15 protein-coding genes are annotated in these 14823 nt (G+C 71.6%); 9 read left to right on the plus strand and 6 right to left on the minus strand.

Annotation, left to right across the window (positions count from 1 at the left end; all coding sequences use genetic code 11):
• Positions 1 to 6 precede the first annotated feature (6 nt).
• On the minus strand, positions 7 to 645 hold the full coding sequence (locus tag IE198_RS05975; RefSeq protein WP_189883400.1) for a hypothetical protein: 639 nt from the start codon (positions 643 to 645) through the stop codon (positions 7 to 9).
• Positions 646 to 793: 148 nt separating this feature from the next.
• Between IE198_RS05975 and IE198_RS05980 the strand changes: the two genes are divergently transcribed.
• The 3 genes from IE198_RS05980 (at position 794) to tesB (ending at position 3538) form a co-directional block, all read left to right on the plus strand.
• On the plus strand, positions 794 to 1294 hold the full coding sequence (locus IE198_RS05980) for a hypothetical protein (protein ID WP_189883403.1): 501 nt from the start codon (positions 794 to 796) through the stop codon (positions 1292 to 1294).
• A 176-nt stretch (positions 1295 to 1470) separates the two neighbouring features.
• Positions 1471 to 2628: an acyl-CoA dehydrogenase family protein gene (locus IE198_RS05985; protein WP_189883406.1), complete on the plus strand. Its 1158-nt coding sequence runs from the start codon at positions 1471 to 1473 to the stop codon at positions 2626 to 2628.
• Positions 2629 to 2662: 34 nt separating this feature from the next.
• Positions 2663 to 3538, plus strand: a complete 876-nt coding sequence (tesB, locus tag IE198_RS05990) for an acyl-CoA thioesterase II (protein WP_189883409.1) — start codon at positions 2663 to 2665, stop codon at positions 3536 to 3538.
• 28 nt (positions 3539 to 3566) lie between these two features.
• On the opposite strand, the gene IE198_RS05995 is transcribed toward tesB, so the two are convergent.
• The 3 genes from IE198_RS05995 to IE198_RS06005 form a co-directional block, all read right to left on the minus strand.
• On the minus strand, positions 3567 to 3710 hold the full coding sequence (locus tag IE198_RS05995; protein ID WP_189883412.1) for a hypothetical protein: 144 nt from the start codon (positions 3708 to 3710) through the stop codon (positions 3567 to 3569).
• Between the two features lie 68 nt (positions 3711 to 3778).
• Positions 3779 to 4861, minus strand: a complete 1083-nt coding sequence (locus tag IE198_RS06000) for a sensor histidine kinase (protein ID WP_189883415.1) — start codon at positions 4859 to 4861, stop codon at positions 3779 to 3781.
• Positions 4858 to 5535 carry a response regulator gene (locus tag IE198_RS06005; protein ID WP_229833763.1) on the minus strand — a complete coding sequence of 226 codons (678 nt, stop codon included), beginning with the start codon at positions 5533 to 5535 and terminating at the stop codon, positions 4858 to 4860. Before IE198_RS06005 ends, IE198_RS06000 begins: the two co-directional genes overlap by 4 nt.
• A gap of 229 nt (positions 5536 to 5764) precedes the next feature.
• Between IE198_RS06005 and IE198_RS06010 the strand changes: the two genes are divergently transcribed.
• A complete protein-coding gene (locus IE198_RS06010; protein ID WP_189883418.1) occupies positions 5765 to 6058 on the plus strand; it encodes a hypothetical protein in 294 nt (97 codons plus the stop codon).
• Between the two features lie 10 nt (positions 6059 to 6068).
• Here the strand turns inward: IE198_RS06010 and IE198_RS06015 are convergent, their stop codons facing one another.
• Complete coding sequence (locus tag IE198_RS06015) at positions 6069 to 6857, minus strand: phosphatase (protein ID WP_189883420.1); 789 nt, start codon at positions 6855 to 6857, stop codon at positions 6069 to 6071.
• A gap of 364 nt (positions 6858 to 7221) precedes the next feature.
• Positions 7222 to 7818, minus strand: coding sequence for an SACE_7040 family transcriptional regulator (locus IE198_RS06020; RefSeq protein WP_189883422.1), 597 nt, complete (start codon positions 7816 to 7818; stop codon positions 7222 to 7224).
• An 88-nt stretch (positions 7819 to 7906) separates the two neighbouring features.
• Between IE198_RS06020 and IE198_RS06025 the strand changes: the two genes are divergently transcribed.
• The 5 genes from IE198_RS06025 to IE198_RS06045 all read left to right on the plus strand — a co-directional run bounded on the left by IE198_RS06025 (position 7907) and on the right by IE198_RS06045 (position 14823).
• Entirely contained in the window at positions 7907 to 9523 is a 1617-nt protein-coding gene (locus tag IE198_RS06025; protein WP_189883424.1) for a carboxyl transferase domain-containing protein, read from the plus strand.
• A gap of 14 nt (positions 9524 to 9537) precedes the next feature.
• Positions 9538 to 11505 (plus strand): ATP-binding protein, encoded by a 1968-nt coding sequence (locus tag IE198_RS06030; protein WP_189883427.1) that lies wholly within the window; start codon positions 9538 to 9540, stop codon positions 11503 to 11505.
• Complete coding sequence (locus IE198_RS06035) at positions 11502 to 12437, plus strand: hydroxymethylglutaryl-CoA lyase (protein WP_189883429.1); 936 nt, start codon at positions 11502 to 11504, stop codon at positions 12435 to 12437. Before IE198_RS06030 ends, IE198_RS06035 begins: the two co-directional genes overlap by 4 nt.
• 6 nt (positions 12438 to 12443) lie before the next feature.
• On the plus strand, positions 12444 to 13604 hold the full coding sequence (locus IE198_RS06040; protein WP_100107265.1) for an acyl-CoA dehydrogenase family protein: 1161 nt from the start codon (positions 12444 to 12446) through the stop codon (positions 13602 to 13604).
• Positions 13605 to 13791: 187 nt separating this feature from the next.
• Positions 13792 to 14823, plus strand: a complete 1032-nt coding sequence (locus IE198_RS06045; protein WP_189883431.1) for an ABC transporter substrate-binding protein — start codon at positions 13792 to 13794, stop codon at positions 14821 to 14823.

Below are 14823 nucleotides of genomic sequence, written 5' to 3' on the forward strand. Positions count from 1 at the left end.
CCCCGCTCAACCACCCACGCCCACCTCGTTGTTCGGCGCCCCGTCACCGGCCGGAGGCAGGTCGCCGCGCTCGACCGGCTGACCGGCGCCCGCCCGCGCGGGAGGCAGTACGGCGTCGAGTTCCGCGTCGCTCGCGGCATGCGCGGCCTCGGCCGCCTTGCGCAGGGTGTCGCGTTCGACGGCCGCGGTGTCGGCCTCTACCCGCACCAGACGCCCGTCCGCCTCGGTCACGTACTCGTGCTGCGTGCCGCTCGTGCGGTACCAGCTCTTGCCGTCCTCCACGCACTCGACGGCGCCGCCCGTGCCACCGGTGCCGACGCCGACCGGAAGCTTCGGGCAGTTCGCCGCGTCCATGGTGCCCCGGTCGACGCCGAGGCGTATCTGCGCGCCGCTGTCCTGCTTGACGTACGTCGCCGAGAAGCCGTCCGCACCGAGGACGCCCACGGACTGCTTGGCTACCTCGTAGCCGGGCACCTCGGTGACATAGACGTTCTCGATCGCCACCTGCGCGGCACGCGCGCGTTCCTCGAGTTCGGCCCGGTCGGCACCACTTCCGGCGGTCTCGGTTCCGCAGGCGACCAGGGCGACGGACACCACGGCTGTGAGGGGCAACCAAGGGCGCGGCAGCCGCGCGGCAGGCTTCATGCGGGCCATGGTGTCGCACGACCTTCCCGCCCGGGGCACGGTGTCCCCTTCCGTTGCCGTGCCGGGACCTTCACCGAAACGTTGACCCCCTGGGAGAGCCGTCGTAGCGTTCATCAGACAGGCGGACAATTCTCGCATTGGTCGAACCATGGGCCTCATTCACGCAAAGCGTCGCAGGACCGGAACCTTCGCCGGTACCGCCCTTCTGGCGGCAAGCCTGCTCTCGACCCTCGCCGCCTGCGGGTCGGAGGTGTCCGGATCCCAGTCGCCGGCCGACCAGCGTCCGCGAATCTCCTTCCAAGCAGGGACACCCGCGCTCGAAGAGGCCCTTGAGCGCCAGGCCACAGCCCAGGATGCCGCGGCCAGGAAGGCCGTGCAGGACAAGGCTGCCGCGGAAGCCCGCAAGTCCCGCTCCGCCCCTTCCGCCGCCGACGGCAAGGCCTGCACCACGGACCCCGCCGACCGCCTGAACTGCCGTAACCCCGGCGGGACGATCGACCCGAACGGCGGCGACCTGGACGGCGACGGCGTCTTCGAGGAGCACGAACCCGTCGGCCCCGGATACAAGGACCCCCGCGCCTACGACGGCGGGAAGACGACCGGTGAGACACAGTGCGAGTGGCTGCGCTCGCAGGGAATCGCCTGCTGAGGGCACCCAAAAGCGACATTCGGCGAGGGCACCGCACTTGCGAGGCCGTCGTCGCATCCGGGCGTGCTCAGCATCACTATGGACACTTTCAACAACCCCCGGGTAACTTAGGCTGAGCAAGCGCTTAGATATTCAGCGCGCCCACCAGCCAGAGTCACAGTCACGAGGAGGCGTCCGTGCGCCGTACCGTTTTCAACGAGGACCACGAGGCGTTCCGGGACACGATCCGCGCCTTCATCGAGGCCGAGGTCGTCCCGGTCTACGACGAGTGGTTCGCTGCGGGCCAGGCGCCGCGCGATTTCTACTACAAGCTCGGTGAGCTGGGCGTCTTCGGCATCAACGTCCCCGAGGAGTTCGGCGGCGCGGGCCTGGACACGCACAAGTTCGAGGCCGTGCTCTACGAGGAGACCTCACGCGCGGGCGTCAACTTCGGCGGCTCCGGCGTGCACGTGCTGCTGGCCCTGCCCTACATCAAGGCTCTCGCCACCGACGAGCAGAAGAAGCGCTTCCTGCCGAAGTTCGTCTCCGGCGAGGAGATGTGGGCGCTGGCGATGACCGAGCCCGGCACCGGCTCCGACCTCGCGGGCATGAAGAGCACCGCCAAGCTCTCCGAGGACGGCACGCACTACGTCCTCAACGGCGCCAAGACCTTCATCACCGGCGGTGTGCACGCCGACCGCGTGATCGTGTGCGCCCGTACGGACGCGCCGACCGCCGAGGACCGCCGCCACGGCATCTCCCTCTTCGCCGTGGACACCAAGGCCGAGGGCTACTCGGTCGGCCGCAAGCTGGACAAGCTCGGTCTGAAGACCTCGGACACCGCCGAGCTGGCGTTCGTCGACGTGAAGGTCCCGGTCGAGGACCTGCTCGGCGAGGAGAACAAGGGCTTCTACTACCTCGGCCAGAACCTGCCGTCCGAGCGCTGGGGCATCGCGTTCGGTGCGTACGCGCAGGCCAAGGCTGCCGTGCGGTTCGCCCAGGAGTACGTGAGCGACCGCACGGTCTTCGGCAAGACCGTCGCGTCCTTCCAGAACACCAAGTTCGAGCTGGCCGCCTGCAAGGCCGAGGTGGACGCCGCCGAGGCGGTCGCCGACCGTGCCACCGAGGCGCTGGACGCGGGTGAGCTCACGGCCGCGGAGGCCGCGTCCGCGAAGCTGTTCTGCACCGAGGTCGCGCACCGCGTCATCGACAGGTGCCTCCAGCTGCACGGTGGCTACGGCTTCATGAACGAGTACCCGATCGCCCGCCTGTACGCGGACAACCGCGTCAACCGGATCTACGGCGGCACCAGCGAGGTCATGAAGATGATCATCGCCAAGGACATGGGTCTGTAAGAGGCCGGTAGAACCGGAGCTGTACGTTCCTGACATGAGCTCAGCACTCGACGGTCTGCTCGATCTGCTCGACCTGGAGCAGATCGAGCAGAACATCTTCCGCGGGCGTTCCCGGTCCGCCGTCGTCCCCAGGGTCTTCGGCGGACAGGTCGCGGCCCAGGCGCTGGTTGCCGCGGGCCGTACGGTCCCGGCGGACCGCACGGCGCACTCCCTGCACTCGTACTTCCTGCGCATGGGCGACCCGGGCGCGCCGATCGTCTACACGGTCGACCGCATCCGCGACGGCCGGTCCTTCACGACCCGCCGCGTGGTCGCCGTCCAGCACGGGCAGCCGATCTTCCACCTCTCCGCGTCGTTCCAGACGTACGAGGAGGGCCTGGAGCATCAGGAGGACATGCCGGACTCTCCGGACCCGGAGACGCTGCCCACGGCGGCCGAGATGCTGCCGCGCTACGCGGACCGGTTCGTCGACGCGGGCGTGGTGGACCGGATGCTCGAGGCGCGGGCGGCGGTCGACCTGCGGTACGTGGACGAGCCGCCGTACGCCACTGCGGGCCGGCCTCGCGAGCCACACTCCCAGGTGTGGTTCCGCGCGAACGGCAAACTCGCCGACGACCCTCTGCTGCACGTCTGCCTGGCCACGTACGTCTCCGACATGACGTTGCTGGACTCGATCCTGCTCGCGCACGGGCGCGGCGGCTGGGCGGTCGGCGACGTGGTCGGTGCCTCGCTGGACCACGCGATGTGGTTCCACCGGCCGTTCCGTGCGGACGAATGGCTGCTGTACGACCAGGAGTCCCCGTCCGCCTCGGGCGGCCGCGGTCTGGGCCAGGCCCGCATCTGGACGCAGGACGGGCGCCTGGCGATCACGGTCATCCAGGAGGGCGTGGTCCGCGTCCCCCGCGCCTGATGTGACATGAACCCCGCGCGCCCGCTGCTCAGGCAGCGGGCGCGTGTTCGTTGAACGTCACGCGCGAGGTGTCGCCGTCCGGTTCCAGGCTCAGCGCCGCGTCGAGGGCGCGGGCCAGGCGGGCCAGGCGGGCCAGCGGCATGGTGCCGCCGGGCTCCGGCTGTAGCCCCATGGCGGTCGTGGACAGCCTGGAAACTCGTCCTCGAGTGAAGGATCGGTCCAGGCTGACGTGCCCTTGGCTCAGGCGCGCGCGGCTGCCGAAGCGGGCAGCCCCGGCAGCGGCAAGGTCGCATCCACCGCGAAACCGCCGTCCGGTGTCGGGGTCGCCGTGAGGGTGCCGCCGAGGGCTGCCGTGCGGGTACGGAGGCCGGGCAGACCGTGACCGCCCCGGTCCGGAGCAGCACAGGGGCCCGGCGGCGGGGTGTTGCGGACGGTGATGCGCAGGCCGTCGTCGGTGCGCCGGACCGAGACCTCCGCCGAGGCGCCCGGGGCATGGCGCCGGATGTTCGTCAGGGCCTCCTGCACGATGCGGTACGCGGTGTGCTGGACGGCGGGAGGGCAGTCGCCCGCATCCAGGTGCGCCGAGCCCACGATGTCGCCCGCGGCCTCGAGCAGTTCCGGCAGCCGGTCCAGGCCGGGTCCGTCGTGGCGGATGGCCCGGCGCAGGTCGGCCGCGGCCCGGCGGCCGAGCTCGCCCAGGGCCGCGGCCTCCTCCCGGTACGGGGCGGACTCGGCGGTCGCGGCGAGTGCGCCTGCGCGCAGGCTGATCAGGCTCAGATGGTGGGACGCCGTGTCGTGCACGTCGCGGGCCAGCCGCTCCCGTTCCCGCTGCGCGGCCTGTTCGGCGGCGTAACGGCGCTCGCGCTCCCTGGAGAGCGCCAGTTCGGCGAGGCGGGCGGCGAGTTCGGCGCGGGCGCGGCCCAGCAGGCCGAGGGCGGCGGGGGCGACGGCCAGCAGCCCGGCCAGCATGACGGCGAGGGTGGTGTCCGGCAGCGACCAGACGTAGCCGCCGAGGTGCCGCCACGGGACGAAGGCCACGACGGCGACGGCCGCGGACCCGGCGACGACCTCGCCGCGGCGGCGCTCGGACGCGGCGAGTGCGTGCAGTGCGCACATGGCCGGCAGCCACAGCACTCCGGTCGCGAGGGTGGGCAGCGCGAGGGCGAGCACGGTGCGCGGGAAGCGTCTGCGCAGGACGAGCGTGCCGGCGGCGGCGAGCGCGCCCACCGTCATCCAGTCCTCCAGCCAGGCGCGGGTGGCCAGGACCTCGGCGACGGCGACGGTGAGGACGAGAGCTTCGACCGCCCAGGTTCGAGGGGTCATTCCTGCTCCCGTCCGCCCGCCGACCGGTGGACGACCGCCGCCAGGCCCACCCGGCTGGTCACGGCGAGCTTCCGCTTGAGGGCGCCGATGTGCGTCTTGACCGTGGTCACGCCCATGCCGAGGTACGTGGCGATGTCGGCGTTGGGAAGTCCGGCCGCGATCAGGGCGAGGACGTCGCGCTCCCGGTCGGTGAGGCCGGTGAGGTCCTCGGGCTCGGCGGGCGCGACTGCGGGGGCGGACCGCAGCCGGCGGCCGAGGACGGCGGCGCTGCCGGGCGGTGTGCAGATCACTCCGCCGGCGGCGAGGAGCCGCACGGCGTCGACGAACAGGCGCGGCTCGGTGGTCTTGAGCAGAAAGCCGGAGGCGCCGCCCTGCAGCGCCCGTTCGACGTGGTCGGCCCGGTCCAGGGCGGTGAGCATCGCCACTACGGGCGGCTCGGGCAGCGCCCGCAGGTCTCGCAGCACGTCGAGGCCGTTCGCGGACGGCATGTCGATGTCGAGCAGCACCACGTCGGGGGCGAGCCGTCGGGCGGCGGCGACGGCGTCCGGCCCGTCGCAGGCGGCGGCGACGGTGATGGCGTCGGCGAAGTCGAGGATGCGGTGCAGCGCGGTGCGTACGAGCTCCTCGTCGTCGACGAGGAGCACACGCACCGGCGGCCTCAAGTCGTAGAGCAAAGGTCGTCCTGTGGTCTGAGCGATGCGACGGCGGCTGCTGAGAGTCTGGGTGCAGATCCTAGAACTGCCCGAAGCGCATCCCCGCGCGCCCCACACGCGCGGGGCGGCGTGACCTCTCGGACAGGTCTGCGGGGACGCCACAAGCGCCCCGTCCGGATCCCCGGGAGCTGGACCACCTCCCGGGACACACGTCGCCCGGGCCGCCGGGCCCGTCCCACAAGGGGAACTGATGAGTGCGGTGCCCCCGGCCGAGGAGGAACCGTCGTACGCCGCTGAGCCGGCGCACGACGCGGCCGGGACCGCCGGATGGGCGAAGGCGTCCCCCCACGCCCGGGCGGCGTGGACCGTCGGTGGTGCCGTACTCATCGTCGGCTCCGTGGTGCTGTTCTTCGTCCTGCGCGAGCGGGTGGTCGAGCTCGGCACCGGCTGGCGTTACGCACTCGGTCTCACCCTGCGCGGCGGGCTCTTCCTGCTGCTGCTGGCCGGCACGTACTGCGTGGTGCGCGGCCGCTGGCGGGACTGAGCCCGCGGGGTCACTCCGCGGGTGTGAGGCCCGCCGCATCCAGCAGATACGCGGTCATCGGGTCGTAGAAGCGCGGATCGGTGACGTGGTCGTCCAGGGGGACGGTGACCTGGAGGGTGCCCTCGGCCTCGCCGATGAACAGCGCCGGGTCGTTGCAGTCCGCGTATCCGATGGAGTCCAGTCCGCGCTGGCCCGCGCAGCCTGCCCAGCCGTGGTCGGCCACCACCAGGTCGGGCAGTGGCCGGCCTTCGCGCGCCATGGCGTCCAGGATGGCTGCCATCGGGGCGGGCGAGTGGGTGTGCCACAGCGTCGCGCCGCGCTCCAGCATGGCGACGTCGGCGAACTGGAAGACCATGCCCTCGTCGGCGAAGAGTCCACCGGGGATGCGTACGATCTCGCACCCGGCCGCCCGCAGGGCCGCCGCGGTCTGCCGGTGCACGTCGAGCAGGCCACCGGGGTGCCCGGTCGCGAAGAGCACGCGCTCCTGGGCGTCGGCCGCCTTGCGCAGCCGCGCGGCCATGCGCTCGAGCGCGTCGACGGTCAGCTCGGGGTCGATGGTGTCCTGCCCCTGCCGGTGCTCCGGGTCGTCGCTCACACCGCACCGCTCGGCCATGACGGCGAGCACGTCCTGCTCGTCGCTCCAGCGGTCGCCGAGCTCGAGCCCGAGCCAGTAGTGCCGGTCGCCGTTGGCCAGCTTGCGGTAGTGGGAGAGGTTGTTGTCGCGTGGCGTGGCGACGTCTCCTGCGATACGTGAGCGGACGAGGTGGTCGACGAGGGCGGCGCGGCTGGGTATCGGCATGGACCCATTGTGCCGTGGGGTGCGCGGAGCGTGTCGACCGTATTGCCCGCTGGGACGCGGGGCGCCGCGCGCGGCGCCAGAGGCCGCGGTGACGGCCCTCGGCCCTGCCCGCACTGCCCCCGTCCTGCTCCTGCCCGGCCGCTGGGGCGTCGGGCTCGGTGGCCAGGCAGGGGCCGGCATGCGGCCGACGCCGCGGCCCGCCGGACGTCACGGGTTACGGGCGACGGGGGCGGCCCCGGCGGCGGGCCGTCGGTCGCGCGCGACGGCCGGCCGGTGGCCCTACGGCCCCGGACGGTCCGACAGCCCGGCCGTTCGGGCGTCGTGGCCCGCTTCCGCGCCCGCCGGTCGAACGGCCCGGTCGCGCCTACGGCGTAGCGAGCGACGCGAACGCGCCGTGCGCCAGGCGTCTGAGCAGCGCCTCCGTCGCCGTGCGGCCCAGGGGGCCGCCGCCGTTCGCCCCCAGGTGCGGGGTGGAGTTCAGCAGACCGAAGACGGCGTGCACCGCCGCCCGCGCCTGCGACTCGGCGACCTCTGGATGCAGCTCCCGCACCACGGTCACCCACAGCTCCACGTACTGCCGCTGGAGCCGGCGCACCCGCTTGCGGTCGCTGTCCCGGAGGCGGTCCAGCTCGCGGTCGTGCAGGGTGATCAGCGGGCGGTCGTCGAGTGCGAAGTCGATGTGGCCGTCGATGAGCGACGCGAGCAGGGCCTCCGGGCCCGTTCCCGCCTCCTCGACCCGCAGCCGCCCCCCGTCGAGGAGGCGCTCACTGATGCCGACCAGCAGCTCCGCCAGCATCGCGTCCTTGCCCGCGAAGTGGCGGTACAGGCCCGGGCCGCTGATGCCGACCGCGGCTCCTATCTCGTCGACGCCCACTCCGTGGAAGCCCCGCTCTGCGAAGAGGCGGGCGGCCTCCCTGAGGATCTGCTCGCGGCGGGTCGGGGCCGCGGTCCTGGTGCTCATGAACATTCATTCTAGACAGGGCGGTTAGCGGTCGTTAACCTGGACGCAATACGTTAACGCTCATTAACCGAGCAAGGGAGCTCGATCGATGCAGCAGGCACCAGTGCTGACGAGCGCCGCAGACCCGGCGTCCGAGGCCTGGCAGGCCAATGAGGCGGCACACCAGGAGCTCGCCGACGGCCTGCGGTCACGCCTCGCGGCGGCCCGCCTCGGCGGCGGCGAGAAGGCGCGCGCCCGCCACACGGCGCGCGGGAAGCTGCTGCCGAGGGACAGAGTGGACACCCTGCTCGACCCCGGCTCGCCCTTCCTGGAGCTCGCCCCCCTCGCGGCCGAGGGGATGTACGGCGGGCAGGCCCCGGCCGCCGGGGTCATCGCCGGCATCGGCCGGGTCAGCGGGCGCGAGGTCGTCGTCGTGGCGAACGACGCCACCGTCAAGGGCGGCACGTACTACCCGATGACGGTGAAGAAGCATCTGCGGGCGCAGGAGGTCGCACTGGAGAACCGGCTGCCGTGCGTCTACCTCGTGGACTCCGGCGGCGCGTTCCTGCCGATGCAGGACGAGGTCTTCCCCGACCGCGAGCACTTCGGCCGGATCTTCTACAACCAGGCGCGGATGTCCGGCACGGGAATCCCCCAGATCGCGGCGGTCCTCGGCTCCTGCACGGCGGGCGGGGCGTACGTCCCGGCGATGAGCGACGAGGCCGTGATCGTCCGCAATCAGGGCACGATCTTCCTCGGCGGCCCGCCGCTGGTGAAGGCGGCGACCGGCGAGGTCGTCACGGCGGAGGAACTCGGCGGCGGCGAGGTCCACTCCCGCGTCTCCGGCGTCACCGACCACCTCGCGGAGGACGACGCGCACGCGCTGCGGATCGTGCGGAACATCGTGGCGACACTCCCCGAGCGCGGCCCGCTGCCCTGGTCGGTCGAGCCGGCCCAGGAGCCCAAGGTCGACCCGGCGGGGCTGTACGGCGCGGTGCCGGTCGACTCCCGCACGCCGTACGACGTCCGGGAGGTCATCGCCCGGATCACGGACGGCTCCCGCTTCTGCGAGTTCAAGTCCGAGTTCGGCCAGACGCTGGTCACCGGCTTCGCCCGGATCCACGGCCACCCGGTCGGCATCGTCGCCAACAACGGCATCCTGTTCGCCGAGTCGGCCCAGAAGGGCGCTCACTTCATCGAGCTGTGCGACCAGCGCGGCATCCCCCTGCTCTTCCTGCAGAACATCTCCGGCTTCATGGTCGGCAAGGACTACGAGGCCGGCGGCATCGCCAAGCACGGCGCCAAGATGGTCACCGCGGTGGCCTGCACCCGCGTACCGAAGCTGACGGTCGTCGTCGGCGGTTCCTACGGCGCGGGCAACTACTCGATGTGCGGCCGGGCGTACGGCCCCCGCTTCCTGTGGATGTGGCCCAACGCCAAGATCTCGGTCATGGGCGGCGAGCAGGCCGCGTCCGTGCTGGCCACCGTCAAGCGGGACCAGCTGGAGGGCCGAGGCGAGCAGTGGTCCGCCGAGGAGGAAGAGGCCTTCAAGGACCCGATCCGCGCCCAGTACGAGACACAGGGCAGCGCCTACTACGCCACGGCCCGACTGTGGGACGACGGCGTGATCGACCCGATGGAGACCCGGCAGGTGCTGGGGCTCGCTCTGACCGCGTGTGCCAACGCCCCGTTGGGAGACGCCGGCTTCGGCGTCTTCCGGATGTGAGGGACCTCGAGACGATGACGATGTTCGACACCGTTCTGGTGGCCAACAGGGGCGAGATCGCCGTACGGGTCATCCGCACCCTGCGGTCCCTCGGCGTGCGCTCCGTGGCCGTCTTCAGCGACGCGGACGCCGATGCCCGCCATGTGCGCGAGGCGGACACGGCCGTCCGTATCGGCCCGGCGCCGGCCGCCGAGAGCTACCTCTCGATCGACCGACTGCTGGACGCCGCGACCCGCACCGGCGCCCAGGCCGTCCACCCCGGCTACGGCTTTCTCGCGGAGAACGCGGGCTTCGCCCGGGCCTGTGCGGAGGCCGGCCTGGTCTTCATCGGCCCGCCCGCCTCCGCGATCTCCCTGATGGGCGACAAGATCCGCGCCAAGGAGACCGTGAAGGCGGCCGGTGTGCCGGTCGTGCCCGGTTCCTCCGGCAGCGGCCTGAGCGACGGTGAACTGGCCGCGGCGGCCCGCGAGATCGGTATGCCGGTGCTCCTCAAGCCCTCGGCGGGCGGTGGCGGCAAGGGCATGCGCCTCACCCGTGTCGAGTCCGCGCTGATGGACGAGATCGCGGCGGCCAGGCGGGAGGCCCGGGCCTCCTTCGGCGACGACACGCTGCTGGTCGAGCGCTGGATCGACCGGCCCCGGCACATCGAGATCCAGGTGCTGGCCGACGGTCACGGCAATGTGGTGCACCTCGGCGAGCGCGAGTGCTCGCTGCAGCGCCGCCACCAGAAGATCATCGAGGAGGCGCCGTCCGTCCTGCTGGACGAGGCGACGCGCGCCGCGATGGGAGAGGCGGCCGTGCAGGCGGCCCGCTCCTGCGGCTACCGGGGCGCGGGCACGGTGGAGTTCATCGTCCCGGGCACCGACCCTTCGCAGTACTTCTTCATGGAGATGAACACGCGCCTCCAGGTGGAGCACCCGGTGACCGAGCTCGTCACCGGCCTGGACCTGGTGGAGTGGCAGCTGCGGGTGGCCGCCGGTGAGCGGCTGGCCTTCACCCAGGACGACATCACGCTCACGGGGCACGCGGTCGAGGCCCGTGTCTGCGCCGAGGACCCGGCCCGCGGTTTCCTGCCCTCCGGCGGTACGGTCCTGCTGCTCCGGGAGCCGCAGGCCGACGGTGTGCGCACCGACTCGGGCCTCACCGAGGGTTCGGAGGTCGGCAGCCTGTACGACCCGATGCTCTCGAAGGTCATCGCGTACGGCCCCGACCGCCCCACGGCCCTGCGCAAACTGCGAGCGGCCCTCGCGGATACGGTGACGCTCGGCGTCCCGACGAACGCGGGCTTCCTGCGCCGCTTGCTGGCGCATCCCGCGGTGGTGTCCGGCGAGATGGACACGGGCCTGGTGGAGCGCGAGGCGGACGCCCTGGTGCCACATGGAGTGCCGGACGAGGTGTACGAGGCGGCGGCCGCGGTCAGGGCCGCCGAGCTGGCACCGCCCGTGACGAAGGGCTGGACCGACCCGTTCTCGGTGCCGAGCGGCTGGCGGACGGGCGGTGAACCGGCCCCGCTCGCCTTCCCGTTGCGCGTGCCGGGCACCGATCCCGTCACGCACACCGTCCGCAGGCAGGCCACGCCCCGGGTGGAGGCGCACACGGTCTCCGTGGAGATGCACGGCGTCACGCACACCTTCCACCGGGCCGGCGACTGGCTCGGCCGGGACGGTGACTCCTGGCATGTGGCGGATCACGACCCGGTCGAGGCGTCGCTCAGCGGTGCCGCCCGCTCCGGGGTGGACACCCTGGCCGCGCCCATGCCGGGCACGGTCACCGTCGTCAAGGTCGCCGTCGGCGACGTGGTGGCGGCCGGGCAGAGCCTGCTGGTGGTCGAGGCGATGAAGATGGAGCACGTCATCTCCGCCCCGCACGCCGGGACGGTCACCGAGCTCGACGTCACCGCGGGCTCGACCGTCGCCATGGACCAGGTGCTGGCCGTGGTCACCCCGCAGGAGAGCGACGAGCCCGGCGAGGAGCAGAAATGACGACGCTGCCCATGACGGTCCGTGCCAAGGGCCTGCCCACCCGGGTCCGTATCCACGAGGTCGGCCCCCGCGACGGTCTGCAGAACGAGAAGTCGGTGGTACCCACCGAGGTCAAGGCCGAGTTCGTCCGCCGCCTCGCCGGTGCCGGACTGACCACGGTCGAGGCGACCAGCTTCGTCCACCCCAAGTGGGTGCCCCAACTGGCCGACGCCGAAAAGCTGTTCCCCCTGGTCAGCGACCTCGTCGGCGTGCGGCTGCCGGTCCTGGTCCCCAACGACCGGGGCCTGGACCGTGCGCTGGGCCTCGGTGCCCGCGAGGTGGCCGTGTTCGCCAGCGCCACCGAGTCGTTCGCCAGGGCCAACCTCAACCGCACGGTCGACGAGGCGCTCGCCATGTTCGAGCCGGTGGTGACCAGGGCCGTCGAGCACGGCCTGCGGGTGCGCGGCTATCTCAGCATGTGCTTCGGCGACCCGTGGGAGGGCCCGGTCCCGATCGACCAGGTCGTCCGGGTGACGCGGCGCCTCGCCGACATCGGCTGCGACGAGCTGAGCCTCGGCGACACGATCGGCGTCGCCACCCCCGGCCATGTGGCCGCCCTGCTCACCGCGCTGAACGAGGCCGGAGTGACGAGCGACCGGCTCGCCGTGCACTTCCACGACACCTACGGTCAGGCCCTCGCCAACACCCTCGCCGCGCTCCAGCAGGGCGTGGGCGTCGTCGACTCCTCGGCGGGCGGCCTCGGCGGCTGCCCGTACGCGAAGAGCGCGACGGGAAACCTCGCCACCGAGGACCTCGTGTGGATGCTTCACGGCCTCGGCATCGAAACCGGGGTCGATCTCGGCCGGCTCACCGCCACGAGCGTGTGGATGGCCGAACAGCTGGGCCGCCCCAGCCCCTCCCGTACCGTCCGTGCCCTCTCCCACAAGGAGTGACTCCTGATGTCCCTTGACCACCGGCTTTCCGCCGAACACGAGGAACTCCGCCGTACGGTCGAGCAGTTCGCGCACGACGTGGTCGCCCCGAAGATCGGCGACTTCTACGAGCGGCACGAGTTCCCGTACGAGATCGTCCGCGAGATGGGCAGGATGGGCCTGTTCGGGCTGCCGTTCCCCGAGGAGTACGGCGGCATGGGCGGCGACTACCTCGCCCTCGGTATCGCCCTGGAGGAGCTGGCCCGTGTCGACTCGTCCGTGGCCATCACCCTGGAGGCGGGCGTCTCGCTCGGCGCGATGCCGATCCATCTGTTCGGCACCGAGGAGCAGAAGCAGCAGTGGCTGCCGCGGCTGTGCTCGGGTGAGATCCTCGGCGCCTTCGGGTTGACCGAGCCGGACTGCGGATCCGACGCGGGCGGTACGAAGACCACCGCCGTGCGGGACGGCGACGAGTGGGTCATCAACGGTTCCAAGTGCTTCATCACCAACTCGGGCACCGACATCACCGGTCTGGTGACCGTCACCGCGGTCACGGGCCGCAAGGCGGACGGACGGCCGGAGATCTCGTCCATCATCGTCCCCTCGGGTACGCCGGGCTTCACCGTCGCCGCCCCCTACTCCAAGGTGGGATGGAACGCGTCCGACACCCGTGAGCTCTCGTTCGCCGACGTGCGGGTCCCCCTCTCCAACCTGCTGGGCGAGGAGGGCCGCGGGTACGCGCAGTTCCTGCGCATCCTCGACGAGGGCCGGATCGCCATCTCGGCGCTGGCGACCGGCCTCGCGCAGGGCTGTGTGGACGAGTCCGTGAAGTACGCCCAGGAACGGCATGCGTTCGGCAGGCCGATCGGGGCGAACCAGGCGATCCAGTTCAAGATCGCGGACATGGAGATGAAGGCCCACATGGCGCGTGTCGGCTGGCGTGACGCGGCGTCCCGGCTGGTGGCCGGAGAGCCGTTCAAGAAGGAGGCGGCCGTCGCCAAGCTGTACTCCTCCACGGTCGCGGTGGACAACGCCCGTGAGGCAACCCAGATCCACGGCGGCTATGGCTTCATGAACGAGTATCCGGTGGCGCGAATGTGGCGTGACTCGAAGATACTGGAGATCGGCGAGGGCACCAGCGAGGTCCAGCGAATGCTGATCGCAAGGGAGTTGGGTCTCACCGGCTGAGCCGGCGACAGGCAGGCGACAACCGGCGCGCGGCACCCCGGAGGGGCCGCGCGCCGCCGCGTGTTCAAGCTCACGCACGGCCGGCGCCGCTCGATCGGGGCAGCCCCTGGACAGGTTGTGAGGTTAGGCTAACCTACCCTCGAACCTGCCGGTGCCTCATCCGGCACCGTACGAAAGCGGAAACACCATGCCCAACGCCCGAGCTTCCCACCTCACCCGACGCGGTCTGCTCTCCGCCGGGGGCGCCGTCGGGCTGGGCGTGGCGCTCGCCGCGTGCGGCCAGGACGGCAAGGACAAGAAGAACGCCTCAGGCAAGGCCGCCCCGACGTCCGGCCCCTGGTCCTTCAGGGACGACCGCGGCCAGAGCGCCGAGTCCGAGTACACGCCCCAGAACATCGTCGCCTTCACCGGCACCGCCGCCGCCCTGTTCGACTACGGCATCGAGGTCACGGGCGTGTTCGGCCCGACAAAGGCCGCCGACGGCAAGCCCGACGTCCAGGCCGGTGACATGGACATCACCAAGCTCGAGATCCTGGGCAATGTCTGGGGCGAGTTCAGCGTCGAGAAGTACGCGGCGCTCGCGCCGGAGCTGCTGGTGACGGACATGTGGGAGAAGAACGCCCTCTGGTACGTGCCGGACCAGTCCAAGGACAAGATCCTCAAGCTGGCCCCGAGCGTCGCCCTGTGGGCCGCCCAGATCAACATGCCGGGTGCCCTCCAGCGCCGTGCGGACCTCGCGGAGTCCCTGGGCGCCGACATGAAGGCCAAGAAGGTCACGGACGCCAAGGCGCGCTTCGAGAAGGCCGCCGAGCGCCTGCGCCAGGCAGCCAAGGCCAAGCCGAACCTGAAGGTCCTCATCGGTTCCGGCAGCCAGGACCTCTTCTATGTCTCCGTCCCGGAGATGTCCGCGGACACGCTCTACTTCCGGGAACTCGGCGTGAAGTTCGTCGAGCCCAAGCCGAACGCCCAGGGCTTCTTCGAGGAGCTCAGCTGGGAGAACGCCGGCAAGTACGACGCCGACATCATCATCCTCGACAACCGCACCGGCACCCTGCAGCCGGACACCCTCAAGGCCAAGCCCACCTGGGCCGGTCTGCCCGCGGTGAAGGCCGGTCAGGTCATCCCGCGCGTCACCGAGCCGATCTACTCCTACGCCAAGTGCGCGCCGATCCTCGAGGACCTCGCCAAGGCCATCGAGAACGCGAAGAAGGTCTCCTGA

It is taken from the genome of Streptomyces xantholiticus, assembly GCF_014651015.1.
GTDB classification, from domain to species: Bacteria; Actinomycetota; Actinomycetes; order Streptomycetales; family Streptomycetaceae; genus Streptomyces; species Streptomyces xantholiticus.

Bases quoted from the DNA above. Each gene is read 5' to 3' on its own strand.
- IE198_RS05975 (WP_189883400.1), bottom strand. From the start codon at position 645: ATGAAGCCTGCCGCGCGGCTGCCGCGCCCTTGGTTGCCCCTCACAGCC.
- IE198_RS05980 (WP_189883403.1), top strand. From the start codon at position 794: ATGGGCCTCATTCACGCAAAGCGTCGCAGGACCGGAACCTTCGCCGGT.
- tesB (WP_189883409.1), top strand. From the start codon at position 2,663: ATGAGCTCAGCACTCGACGGTCTGCTCGATCTGCTCGACCTGGAGCAG.
- IE198_RS05995 (WP_189883412.1), bottom strand. From the start codon at position 3,710: ATGGGGCTACAGCCGGAGCCCGGCGGCACCATGCCGCTGGCCCGCCTG.
- IE198_RS06000 (WP_189883415.1), bottom strand. From the start codon at position 4,861: ATGACCCCTCGAACCTGGGCGGTCGAAGCTCTCGTCCTCACCGTCGCC.
- IE198_RS06010 (WP_189883418.1), top strand. From the start codon at position 5,765: ATGAGTGCGGTGCCCCCGGCCGAGGAGGAACCGTCGTACGCCGCTGAG.
- IE198_RS06015 (WP_189883420.1), bottom strand. From the start codon at position 6,857: ATGCCGATACCCAGCCGCGCCGCCCTCGTCGACCACCTCGTCCGCTCA.
- IE198_RS06020 (WP_189883422.1), bottom strand. From the start codon at position 7,818: ATGAGCACCAGGACCGCGGCCCCGACCCGCCGCGAGCAGATCCTCAGG.
- IE198_RS06025 (WP_189883424.1), top strand. From the start codon at position 7,907: ATGCAGCAGGCACCAGTGCTGACGAGCGCCGCAGACCCGGCGTCCGAG.
- IE198_RS06030 (WP_189883427.1), top strand. From the start codon at position 9,538: ATGACGATGTTCGACACCGTTCTGGTGGCCAACAGGGGCGAGATCGCC.
- IE198_RS06035 (WP_189883429.1), top strand. From the start codon at position 11,502: ATGACGACGCTGCCCATGACGGTCCGTGCCAAGGGCCTGCCCACCCGG.
- IE198_RS06040 (WP_100107265.1), top strand. From the start codon at position 12,444: ATGTCCCTTGACCACCGGCTTTCCGCCGAACACGAGGAACTCCGCCGT.
- IE198_RS06045 (WP_189883431.1), top strand. From the start codon at position 13,792: ATGCCCAACGCCCGAGCTTCCCACCTCACCCGACGCGGTCTGCTCTCC.